Annotated in this window: 9 protein-coding genes and 1 tRNA gene; all 10 read right to left on the bottom strand. The window is 33.8% G+C overall.

Annotated features, from left to right (window positions below; genetic code table 11):
- Positions 1-583 precede the first annotated feature (583 nt).
- A complete protein-coding gene (gene rpoC / locus Q0H31_RS04810; protein WP_295296106.1) occupies positions 584-4,786 on the bottom strand; it encodes a DNA-directed RNA polymerase subunit beta' in 4,203 nt (1,400 codons plus the stop codon).
- A 14-nt stretch (positions 4,787-4,800) separates the two neighbouring features.
- Positions 4,801-8,322 (bottom strand): DNA-directed RNA polymerase subunit beta, encoded by a 3,522-nt coding sequence (gene rpoB, locus Q0H31_RS04815; RefSeq protein WP_295296107.1) that lies wholly within the window; start codon positions 8,320-8,322, stop codon positions 4,801-4,803.
- A gap of 129 nt (positions 8,323-8,451) precedes the next feature.
- Positions 8,452-8,841, bottom strand: coding sequence for a 50S ribosomal protein L7/L12 (rplL, locus tag Q0H31_RS04820; RefSeq protein ID WP_013244496.1), 390 nt, complete (start codon positions 8,839-8,841; stop codon positions 8,452-8,454).
- 58 nt (positions 8,842-8,899) lie between these two features.
- Complete coding sequence (rplJ, locus tag Q0H31_RS04825) at positions 8,900-9,424, bottom strand: 50S ribosomal protein L10 (protein WP_295296108.1); 525 nt, start codon at positions 9,422-9,424, stop codon at positions 8,900-8,902.
- Positions 9,425-9,529: 105 nt separating this feature from the next.
- The gene (rplA, locus tag Q0H31_RS04830) at positions 9,530-10,231 is read right to left on the bottom strand and encodes a 50S ribosomal protein L1 (protein ID WP_295296109.1); all 702 of its coding nucleotides are present in this window, start codon (positions 10,229-10,231) and stop codon (positions 9,530-9,532) included.
- Between the two features lie 72 nt (positions 10,232-10,303).
- Positions 10,304-10,726 (bottom strand): 50S ribosomal protein L11, encoded by a 423-nt coding sequence (gene rplK / locus Q0H31_RS04835; RefSeq protein WP_013244493.1) that lies wholly within the window; start codon positions 10,724-10,726, stop codon positions 10,304-10,306.
- Positions 10,727-10,744: 18 nt separating this feature from the next.
- Entirely contained in the window at positions 10,745-11,326 is a 582-nt protein-coding gene (gene nusG / locus Q0H31_RS04840; protein ID WP_295296110.1) for a transcription termination/antitermination protein NusG, read from the bottom strand.
- A gap of 3 nt (positions 11,327-11,329) precedes the next feature.
- The gene (gene secE, locus Q0H31_RS04845; protein WP_295296111.1) at positions 11,330-11,650 is read right to left on the bottom strand and encodes a preprotein translocase subunit SecE; all 321 of its coding nucleotides are present in this window, start codon (positions 11,648-11,650) and stop codon (positions 11,330-11,332) included.
- A 41-nt stretch (positions 11,651-11,691) separates the two neighbouring features.
- A tRNA-Trp gene (locus Q0H31_RS04850) sits at positions 11,692-11,764 on the bottom strand.
- Positions 11,765-11,778: 14 nt separating this feature from the next.
- Positions 11,779-11,955, bottom strand: coding sequence for a 50S ribosomal protein L33 (rpmG, locus tag Q0H31_RS04855; protein ID WP_147731029.1), 177 nt, complete (start codon positions 11,953-11,955; stop codon positions 11,779-11,781).
- Positions 11,956-12,124: the final 169 nt, after the last annotated feature.

Consider the following 12,124-nt stretch of genomic DNA (forward strand, 5'->3'; position numbering starts at 1 on the left):
ATGATATGAAATAAATTTTTAGATAAATATGATATTAGTGCGGTGCGGTGCGGTGCGGTGCGGTTATTTTTATAATTATTTGAATTGATTTACACATACCATTTATTATATGAAAATAATTTAATAAGTCAAGTTTTATTTATAGAGTTGTTTCAAAAGTTTTTTAAATATTTAATATAATTCTATATTTGCACTTTTTGGTTCCTTAGATTTACATGCTCATAATAATATAAAATGTAAGATAACGCGTATATTTTGAATAAAAATGCAGTTGTTTTGCTTCTTTTATACCAATAAAAGAAGTGGGGGTGTGGGGCAAAGCCACCACAAATAAAAAAACTTTAAATTTTTTTGACAAAATATAGTTATTTAAATATATACTAAAATAATTGTATCTTAATCAAATTTTTTTATTGTTCTTTTTCCCGCCGCAAAAAGAACCAAAAAGTGCAAATGTTATAACTTTTATAAATATAAAATAATATAGCCATATTTTAACAAAACTAATTTAATTTTTTACAATAAAAAAAGCGATAATACAATTCGTACTATCGCTTATTATATCATCAATTTTGCTTTACAATCAAACTGTAATTTGCATTACATCTTCTTCTTTAGCTGAAGAATCTATATCATTATCATTACTCATATCGCCGCTTTCTTTGTTGTAAACATGTAATTTATTATAAAGTTTAACACCAGTACCAGCAGGTATAAGATGTCCGATAATAACGTTTTCTTTTAATCCAAGCAGCTTATCAACCTTACCTTTAATAGCAGCATTAGTCAATACTTTAGTAGTCTCTTGGAATGAAGCAGAAGATATAAAGCTTTCAGTATTAAGAGCAGCTTTAGTTAAGCCAAGAAGTACAGGCTTACCGCTTGCAGGAGAACCGCCAGCCTCTTCGTAGCGTCTATTCTCTTCTTCAAACTCATACTTATCAACATACTGACCAACAATATATTTAGTATCGCCAGGATCAATAATCTCAAGTCTTCTAAGCATCTGTCTAATAATTAAAGCGAAGTGCTTGTCGTTAATACCTACACCCTGCTTATTATAAACGCTCTGTATCTCTTCAAGCAAATAAGTTTGTAAAGCCAAATCACCCTGAGTTTCCAATATATCATGAGGGTTAATCTTACCATCACATAATTGAGTACCAGTTTTTACATGGTCTCCATTTCTTACCAGCAATTTTTTACCATGAGGAACTAAATGTTTAGTTTCATCAAACTCGTTTCTAATCTTAACAACTTTTTTACCCTTATGAGAACCGCCGATTTCAACTTCACCGTCAATACCAGCAATAATAGCAGTATCTTTAGGTTTTTGAGCTTCAAGCAACTCTTGTACACGAGGCAAACCGCCTGTAATGTCATTACTTTTTTGCTGTATACGAGTAGTTTTAGCTATAACCTCACCAACTTCAACTTTTTGGTTATTTTCAACCATAAGCTGAGCACCATTAGGTATATCAGTTTCAAAAATATCATCACCGTCTACAATGAGTATCTTAGGCTGCATGCTTGCATCTTTAAACTCTTGAATAATCTTAGTAACGTTACCAGTCTGCTCGTCTATAGCCTCAACCATAGTTCTTCCAGTAATGATATCCTGATACCTTACAATACCAGCTTTTTCAGATATTATAGGCTCATTATAACCATCAAAGCTCGCAATTACTGTATTAGCATCAATAAATACATTCTCATTAACTCTATATTCACTACCCACTTTAATAGGTATATTATGCTTAGCACCTGTAATCATTAAATATTTATTATCGCTAGTAATTTTCAAAGTACCATTATGTGTAGCCTTAATATCCTCACCATCTTTTGTATTAGCAATAATATCTCCAATAAGCACTTTTGCATTGTTTTCTTTTAATATATCTTTTATAGAGCTCTTTTCCCATTTATTAAGTACACGTCTTATTAAAAGCTCCCCGTTTCTTGCTGTAATTTTTACGCCATTAGGCTGTACAACATAGTTAGAGAACTGCTCAATATATATAGGATAATTAAGCTTAACTTCATTTTCTTCAACAGACTGAGTAGCAACACCTCCGATGTGGAAAGTTCTCATTGTAAGCTGAGTACCCGGCTGACCAATACTTTGAGCTGCCACTACACCTACAGCCTCACCAATAGAAGCAAGAGTGTTAGTAGATAAACTTCTACCGTAACATTTTTGACAAACACCCATTCTGCTTTCACAAGTAAGCGGATGTCTTATTCTAATTTTTTCTATACCAGCCTGCTCTATTCTATCAGCAATCTCTTCTGTAATCTCAGTATTAGCCTCACATATAAGCTCTTTAGTTTGAGGATGATAAATATGTTCATTACTGAAGAAACCAACAACTCTCTCTTTTAATGATTTTTTAATCTCATCATATTCTTTAATAGGCTCAATCTCAATACCTTTAACAGTACCGCAGTCATGCTCTGAAACAACAACCCCAATAGCAACATCAACCAATTTTCTTGTAAGATAACCAGCACTAGAAGTTTTTAATGCAGTATCTGCAAGACCTTTTCTTGCACCGTGAGTAGAGATAAAGTATTCTTGTACAGTAAGACCCTCTTTAAAGTTTGAAATAATAGGAAGCTCTATAATATCACCATTAGGCTTAGCCATTAGTCCTCTCATACTTGCAAGCTGTCTTATCTGCTGTTTAGAACCTCTTGCTCCGGAATCTGCCATTATATATATAGGGTTAAATCCGTCTTGGTCTTGTCTTAAATTATCCATCATCGCATCAGTAATTCTACCCTCTACAGCAGTCCATAAGTCTTTTACCTTCTGGCTCCTCTCATCATCAGTAATAATACCGTTCATATACTGGTCTCTAAGCTGTTCTACCTGTTTAGTAGCCTCTTCAATTTCATGCTTCTTCATTGGAGGTATAAGTATATCAGATACAGATATAGTAGAGCCAAATACAGTAGCACTTTTGTATCCAAGTTCTTTAATATCATCAAGCATATTAACAGTTGTAGCAGTACCGTGTTTTAAATATACTTCATGAATAAATTTAGCTAAATCTTTACTTCCGAAATCTCTGTTTTGGAATCTAAAGTCCTCAGGTATCACCTGATTAAACATAATTCTTCCAACAGAAGTTTCAACAAATTTCTCTTCTCCGTCTTTATCTTTCATAAGCACTTTAATTCTTGCCTCAAGCTCAACTAAATTGCTGTCATAAGCAAGCAAAGCATCTTCAGGAGAAGCAAATACTTTATTTTCGCCTTTCATGCCAGTTCTTAATTTAGTTAAATAACTAATACCAAGAACTATATCCTGAGTAGGGTTAACAATAGGCTCACCATTAGCAGGGTTTAATATGTTATGCGGAGCAAGCATTAAAGTCCAAGCTTCAATTTGTGATTCTGCAGAAAGCGGAGTGTGAACTGCCATCTGGTCGCCGTCAAAGTCAGCGTTATAAGCGTGACAAACAAGCGGGTGAAGCTGAATTGCCTTTCCTTCAACAAGTACAGGTTCAAAAGCCTGTATACCAAGTCTGTGAAGTGTCGGAGCACGGTTTAAAAGTACTGGGTGCTCTTTAGCAATCTCTTCTAATACTCCCCAAACTTCTTCTCTGCCCTCTTCTACAAATCTTTTTGCAGATTTTATATTATGAGCTGAATTATTCTCAACTAATTTTTTCATAATAAATGGCTTAAATAATTCAACAGCCATTTTTTTAGGAAGACCGCATTGATGCATTTTAAGCCTAGGACCAGCAACAATAACTGAACGTCCTGAATAGTCAACACGTTTACCCAAAAGGTTTTGACGGAAACGTCCTTGCTTACCCTTTAACATATCTGAAAGTGATTTTAAAGCTCTGTTTCCGGGACCTTTTACAACCTTTTTTCTCTTGCTGTTATCAAATAAAGCATCAACTGCCTCTTGAAGCATTCTCTTTTCGTTTCTTATAATGATATCAGGAGCTCTTAAAACTAATAATCTCCTTAAACGAATGTTTCTGTTTATAACTCTTCTATAAAGGTCATTCAAATCTGAAGTAGCGAAACGTCCGCCGTCAAGCTGAACCATAGGTCTTAATTCAGGCGGAATAACAGGTACTACATCAAGTATCATCCAAGTAGGGTCATTGCCTGATGATTTGAAATCTTCAAAAATTTCAAGACGTTTTCTAAGTCTTCTGTCAGATTTCTCACCCTTTTTAATCATTTCTTCTCTAAGTTTTCTGATTTCTTCGTCCATGTCAAGGTCTTTAAGCATATCGCGTATGCCTTCAGCACCTATACCAATACGAATATTATCACCATATCTATCTAAAGCTTCATTATATTCATCTTCAGTAAGCAAATCACCCTTAGAATAATCACTTTCCCCCGCATCAATAACAACATATCTCTCAAAATAAAGTACGCTTCTTAAATGAGAAATATTCATGTTTAGAAGAAGTCCAATTCTTGAAGGAGTGTTTCTATAATACCAAATATGAGCAACAGGAGCAGCTAACTCTATATGACCCATTCTCTCACGTCTTACTTTGAAATGTGTAACTTCAACTCCGCATTTATCACAAACAACACCCTTATAACGCTTGCTTTTAAACTTACCGCAATAACACTCATATTCTTTAGTAGTTCCAAATATCTTCTCACAAAAAAGCCCATCTCTCTCAGGTCTTAAAGTTCTATAGTTGATAGTTTCTGGTTTTTTAACTTCGCCATAACTCCACTCTCTCATAACCTGAGGACTTGCTATACCTATTTTTATTTGGTCAAAGTTTGTAAATTGCATTAAACTTCTCCTAATTATTTAAAAATCTTAGTTTGTTTTTTGGTTTTTTTCTTTAATTCTTTTTCAGTAGAAGGAAGCTGATTGCCCTCTTCATCATGAATAGTGATATTAAGACCCAAACCTCTAAGCTCTTGAACCAATACGTTAAAGCTTTCAGGTATACCCGGAGAAGATATAACATCACCTTTAACAATAGATTCATATATTCTTGCACGACCTGTCATATCATCAGATTTAACAGTTAAGAACTCTTGAAGCATATTAGCAGCTCCATAAGCCTCTAATGCCCAAACTTCCATCTCTCCTAAACGCTGACCACCAAATTGTGATTTACCGCCCAAAGGCTGCTGAGTAACAAGTGAGTAAGGACCTGTACTTCTTGCGTGAACCTTATCTTCAACCAAGTGATTAAGCTTAAGCATATACATGTACCCTACTGCTACATCATTTTTGAAAGGCTCACCTGTTCTTCCGTCAAAGAGTTTTACTTTACCAGTAGGATTAAGTCCAGCTGCTATCATAGCCTCTTTTAACTCATCTTCCTTAGGACCTTCAAATACAGGACAAGCATATTTTAATCCCATCTTATGACCAGTCCAACCGAGCAACATCTCAATTACCTGACCAATATTCATACGAGAAGGTACACCAAGAGGGTTAAGACATATATCTACAGGAGTACCGTCCTCTAAATAAGGCATATCCTCTATAGGCATAATTCTCGCAACAACCCCTTTGTTACCGTGACGTCCTGCCATTTTGTCGCCTTCTTGTATTATACGCTTCTTAGCTAAGAATACTTTTACTACTTCCTCAACACCCGGCTTTAATTCATCGCCGTTCTCTCTGCTGTAAACTCTTACATCTATAACTGTACCGTCTTTACCATGAGGAACTCTTAAAGAAGTATCTTTTACATCTCTTGACTTCTCACCAAATATTGAATGAAGAAGTCTGTATTCTGGAGTAACCTCTGTTTCGCCTTTAGGAGTTACCTTACCAACTAATATATCTCCAGCTTTTACCTTAGCACCTATTCTTACAATACCTCTCTCATCAAGATTTTTAAACGCAGAATCTGGTACATTTGGTATATCTCTTGTAATATTTTCTTTATCTAATTTTGTCTCACGAGCTTCAACAGAAAACTCTTCTATGTGAATTGAAGTAAATACATCTTCCTGTACTAATCTTTTACTTAAAAGAATAGCGTCCTCGAAGTTGTATCCTTCAAAAATCATGAATGCTGCCAAAACATTTCTTCCAAGTGCCAATTCACCATGGTCTGTAGCAGGGCCGTCAGCTAAAAGCCCGCCAGCTTTAACAGTATCCCCAACATTAACTACAGGTCTTTGATGATAATTAGTATCTTGGTTAGTTCTTTGATATTTTATAAGTTCATAAACATCATAATCATCATCGCTATTTTGTTTTGTAGGTTTAATAACTATTTCATCATGAACTACTTTTATAACCTTACCAGCTCTTTTTGCATGAACAGCAATACCAGTGCCGGGCTGACAGATTTTTGCTTCTACTCCAGTACCAACTATAGGTGATTCTGGGAATAAAAGAGGTACACTTTGACGCTGCATGTTTGAACCCATCAAAGCTCTGTTAGCGTCGTCATGCTCTAAGAATGGAATTAGTGAGCTTGAAAGTGAAACTATCTGCTGAGGTGAAACGTCCATATACTGTACTTGATCTGGTGTAGAATATGGGAATTCACTTCTATATCTTGTAGGAATAAGATTTTCTTTGAATGTTCCATCTTCATTTAAAGGAGCATTAGCATCAGCAATATGATAACGCTCTTCATCATGAGCTGTTAAGTATTCTATCTCATCAGTTACTTTACCATTAACAACTTTTCTATATGGAGTCTCTAAGAATCCATGTTTATTTATTTTAGCGTATGTAGCAAGCGAAACTATAAGACCGATGTTTGGACCTTCAGGAGTTTCAATAGGACATATTTTACCGTAGTGAGTATGGTGTACGTCACGAACCTCAAAACCAGCCCTATCTCTTGTAAGACCTCCAGGACCTAAAGCATTAAGTCTCCTTTTGTGCGTAATCTCTGATAATGGATTGTTTTGGTCCATGAACTGAGATAATTGGCTTGTACCATAAAACTCTTTAATTACCGCTTGTATTACTTTTATGCTTACAAGTGATTGAGGAGTTACAGCTTCCATGTCTTGCATTTGCATTCTCTCTTTCGCTGCTCTCTCCATTCTTGTAAAGCCTGTTTTTATCTGTATAGCCAATAATTCACCAACGCTTCTTATACGTCTGTTGCCTAAATGGTCTATATCATCTAATTGCTCTTCATTTATGAAAACTTTAATTAAAAAGCGGATTGTCTCTATTATGTCTTTATGTCTTAAAACCTTATCCTGCTCGCTTTCTGGGAAGTTTAATCTCTTGTTTATTTTATAACGTCCCACATCACCTAAAGCATAAAGTTTAGGGTCAAATACTAAATCATTACAAGTTTTTACAACGTTCTCTATTAAAGCAGGCTCGCCCGGTCTTATTACATTATAAATCTTTGTGCAAGCTTCTTTCTGATTTTTTGTAGTGTCTTTATCTAAAGTATTAATTATAGTAACATTGTCTTTTATAGCTTCCATATTTAATACTTCAATTTCATCTATACCGCTCATTAAAAGTCTTTCAGCAAGGTTTTGGTTAATAAGCTCGCCTGGGTTTAATATGATTTCTTCTGGGTTTTCTTTATCAAACACTGTTGAATATGAGCGTCTTCCTATAAGTGCTGCTTTTTTCTCTTCATCAGAAAGTTTAGCTAAAGATATTTTATCAATTTCATAGAATAATTTTAAAATTTCTTCATTAGTTGTGATACCAATAGCTCTTAAAAATACTGTAACAGGAAGTTTTTTCTTTCTGTCAATTCTTACATACATTATATCTTTTTTGGTATCAAGTTCAAATTCAAGCCAAGTACCCCTATCTGGAATAATCTTAGCTACAAACATAGCATCTCTATCACTGCGGTTAAATACAACACCCGGAGACCTATGAATCTGAGAAACAACAACCCTCTCAGCACCGTTAATAATGAATGTACCTCTATCTGTCATAGCAGGTATTTCACCAACAAATATTTCTTGTTCTATTATTCTTTCTGGGTCTCTTACAGTTAATTGTACTTTTATTTTAAATTGATAAGCATAAGTTTTATCTCTTCTTCTAGCTTCTTTTTCAGATATTTTAGGCTCACCTATAGAATAAGAGATAAACTCTATTTGCATTTTCTCATTAGTTGCCACTATAGGAAATATAGAAGTTAAAACCTCTTGCAAGCCTTCATTTTTTCTTTTATTTTCAGGAACATCTTTTTGAAGGAAGCTTTCATAAGATTCTTTCTGTATAGCGAGGAGATCTGGAGGCTCTATCACAGAAGCCGAACGTGAAAAGTTTACACGGCCATTCTCCATTCTGTATTTTTTTGCGAATTCTACTCCGCGTTCTTTATATACTTTATTATCTATCTGAATGTTATTAGACATATTTAAAGATCTCCACTATTATATTTATAACAGTTATTATATACTATTTTTTATTTTCTCAAGATACGCTAATAAGAAGGGTAGAAAAACAATCATACCCTTCTTAAATATAATCAAATATTAATGATATTATTTAATTTCAACTTTACCACCAGCTGCTTCTAATTGTTTTTTGATAGCTGCTGCTTCATCTTTAGAAACGCCAGATTTAATTGTTTCGCCGCCTTTTTCTACAGCGTCTTTAGCTTCTTTTAAGCCTAAACCGCTAACTGCTCTAACTTCTTTAATAAGAGCAATTTTTTGAGCTGCATCAAAACCTGTAAGAATAACATCGAAATCGCTTTTTTCTTCATCAGCTGCAGCTGCTGCTCCACCTGCTGCTGGTGCTGCTGCTACTGCTGCTACTGGCATAGCTGCTGTTACATTAAATTTTTCTTTTATAGCTTCTACTAACTCATGAAGCTCGATAACTTTCATTTCTTCTATTGCTTGTAATATTTCTTCTTTACTTAAAGCCATTTTTATTCTCCTTAAATGTTTTCTTTAATTTCTTGTTTTTTAATTTAATATCAACATATTATGCTGATTTCTTTTTTTCCTCTTCAACGCTGTCAAGCACATAAGCAAGCTCTGATATAACGCTTTGCAAGCTGTTTGCAAAACTTGATATAGGAGACTCGAGTGCTGTAACAAGATGAGAAAGTAGAACTTCTCTTGGAGGTATATTAGCTACAACCTGTACATTAGCAGGGTCTAATAAATCCTCACCCATGTAACCGCCTTTTATTTTGATTTTATCATTCTTTTTAGCGGCTTCACTGATTACCTTAGCAGCTGAAGGCATATCTTCTTTTGCAAATACAACTGCTGTTGGGTTAATAAACATCTCATCTTTTACTTCTCTGCCTAAATCTTTCAAAGCAATGTCTACTAATGAGTTTTTACATATTTTCATTGAAGAAGAAGTTTTTGCTAATTCGCGTCTCAAATCTGTTAGCTGTGCTACTGTTACTCCTCTATAATCGAAGAAAACTAAACCAGCACAACTTCCCATACTTTCTTTAAGAGCTGCAACTGTTTCTATATTTTTCTTATTAGGCATATATCCACCTTCTTCTATTTATATTAAACAATCTCTATAAAGCTATTCATATAATGGGATCACAAAATACGACTTCCTTTATAAAAATGTTTATCAGCTATATTATTATAATTTTATCTTTTTATGGTCTATTTTTATACCTACACCCATAGTTGATGTTACACCAACGCTCTTTATATAATCACCTTTTAAGTCTGATGGTTTCTTTCTTAAAATCTCATCATAAAAAGCTCTGAAGTTCTCATTTAACTTATTAACGTCCATAGATGCTTTACCTATAGCCATTCTTACAACTCCGAATTTATCTGCTCTGTATTCCATTCTTCCTGCTTTAAAGCTTTTTACTGCCTGAGCTATATCAAGTGTAACTGTTCCTGTTTTAGGGTTAGGCATAAGTCCTTTTCTACCAAGAATCTGTCCTAATTTACCTACTTCTTTCATTAAATCTGGTGTAGATATTGCAACATCAAAGTCAGTATATCCGCCTTTAATTTTGCTGATTAAATCTTCAAAACCTACTTCCATAGCACCAGCATTTTTTGCCTCATCTGCTTTCTCTCCTTGAGCAAATACTACTACTCTTTTCTCTTTACCGAAAGCATTAGGGAATGATAATGTATCTCTTATTGTGTGTTTTGGTAATATATTAAGGTTGATTGTAACCTCAATAGTTTCATCAAATTTACAGGTAGCGTTTTTCTTAGCTAAATCTATAGCTTCATCTACAGAATAGAGTGTTAATTTCTCTACAGTCTTTCTTATAGCGTCGTAACGTTTGCCACCTATTTTCTTTTCTTTTGTTGCCATCTTTTCTTTCCTTTTTCAAACGCGTACTTCCATTTATTATTAAATGGTGTTGCCTATTTTAATTTTCTTTAATTATTCTACTTTAATACCCATAGCACGAGCTGTACCCGCAACTATTTTCTTTGCTGCTTCTATATCATTAGCTGACATATAAGCCATTTTCTCTTGAGCTATTTCTTCAAGCTGCTTTTGATTGATTGTTGCAACTTTTGTTTTGTTAGGCTCACCGGAACCTTTTTCGATACCCAATTTCTTCTTTATTAAAGTAGAAGTTGATGTACCTTTAGTAACAAATGTATAAGTTTTATCTTCATACACTGTTATATAAGTGTTTAATAGCTGACCTTTCATTTTAGATGTTTTAGCATTAAAATCTTTAACGAAAGCGGCTATTTGTATTTGTTTCTGACCTAATGCAGGTCCAAGTGGTGGAGCAGGTGTTGCCTCTCCGCCGGGTATTCTAACCTTTACAATACCAACTACTCTTTTAGCCATTTTTACTACCTCTTTTTATTATAATTTCTTTACTTTATTAAAGTCTAATTCTGTTGGGGTACTTCTTCCAAATATCTCTATTTTTACTGTAACCTTACCCTTATCAGCATTAATATTCTCTATTAAGCCATTTAAACCATTGAAAGGTCCGTCTATAACTTGTACCTTCTCCCCTATTTCAAATTCCATTCCTATAAGCTCATTAATATCATTTTTGTTTTTAGCTTCTCTGTCTTCAAATATACGAGCAACATCAGCTTCGCTTAATGGAGTTGGAATAATATTTCCTTCCTCTTTTGTTGTAGCATGACTTCCTATAAATCCTGCCACTCCCGGTGTTCTTCTTACCATAGATTGTGTAGCATCATTCATTACCATTTTAACTAAAACATAACCGGGATAAAAAAACTCTTCTTTAGTTACTTTCTTACCATTTTTGTTTTTTTGTACAGTTTCAGAAGGTATGTATATATCTACTACCAAATCAGACATACCATTTTCTTTAATTCTTTTCTCTAAACGTTCACGAACTTTATTTTCATAACCATGCTGAGTGTGAACTATATACCATCTATAATCTTTAGTCATTTCTTCAGACATATATCACCTACTATATCTATTTTTTCTTACGTATCGTATAGCAAAATAAACCACAAATAATACAACAACAAGAAGTATTAAAGCTAAAGCTATTTTTGATGAAACTATAGAAGATAATATAGAGCCGTCCAATAACGCCCTAGTCAAAAATGTTACTATATAATCTGCAGCACCCAAAAAAGCAGCAGACAAAATGAGCAAAATAACAACTACTACTGTTTGATTAAGAACTTCCTGACGAGTAGGCCATACGCTTCTCTCAAAAAGCTCTTTTTTTATCTCTTCTAAAGAATTAAATAATTTGTTCTTTTTCTTCTCTGCCATATACAATACCTTAAATTTTAATATTAAATTAAGTAAAAAATCAGGTCAGACAGGAGTCGAACCTGCAACACCCGGTTTTGGAGACCGGTGCTCTACCAATTGAACTACTGACCCAAATATATAAAAAATTATCTTGAAACTTTCAATTCTCTATGAACTGTATGCTTTCTATCATGAGGACAATATTTTTTTAATTCCAATTTCTCTTGAACATTTTGTTTATTTTTAGTTGTTATATAATTTTTTCTTTTACATTCTGTGCATTGTAAATGTATTTGTTCGGTTTTTACTTTATTACCTGCCATTTTTATATCTCCGAAATTTAGACTACTTATATTTTAAGTGGTATTCAATTATATAATTATTTTTCTTTTATGTCAATACTTTATTAAAACAATTTTTGTTTAGGAGCCATAGATATTGCACGTTTTTTAGTTAAAATAAAGTAGGTATTCCTTATAATATAAATAGCTA

Source organism: uncultured Brachyspira sp. (genome assembly GCF_934747485.1).
Lineage (GTDB): Bacteria > Spirochaetota > Brachyspiria > Brachyspirales > Brachyspiraceae > Brachyspira.

Bases quoted from the DNA above. Each gene is read 5' to 3' on its own strand.
- nusG (WP_295296110.1), bottom strand. From the start codon at position 11,326: ATGTCTGAAGAAATGACTAAAGATTATAGATGGTATATAGTTCACACT.
- rplJ (WP_295296108.1), bottom strand. From the start codon at position 9,424: ATGCCTAATAAGAAAAATATAGAAACAGTTGCAGCTCTTAAAGAAAGT.
- rplL (WP_013244496.1), bottom strand. From the start codon at position 8,841: ATGGCTTTAAGTAAAGAAGAAATATTACAAGCAATAGAAGAAATGAAA.
- rpoC (WP_295296106.1), bottom strand. From the start codon at position 4,786: ATGCAATTTACAAACTTTGACCAAATAAAAATAGGTATAGCAAGTCCT.
- rplA (WP_295296109.1), bottom strand. From the start codon at position 10,231: ATGGCAACAAAAGAAAAGAAAATAGGTGGCAAACGTTACGACGCTATA.
- rpoB (WP_295296107.1), bottom strand. From the start codon at position 8,322: ATGTCTAATAACATTCAGATAGATAATAAAGTATATAAAGAACGCGGA.
- rpmG (WP_147731029.1), bottom strand. From the start codon at position 11,955: ATGGCAGGTAATAAAGTAAAAACCGAACAAATACATTTACAATGCACA.
- secE (WP_295296111.1), bottom strand. From the start codon at position 11,650: ATGGCAGAGAAGAAAAAGAACAAATTATTTAATTCTTTAGAAGAGATA.
- rplK (WP_013244493.1), bottom strand. From the start codon at position 10,726: ATGGCTAAAAGAGTAGTTGGTATTGTAAAGGTTAGAATACCCGGCGGA.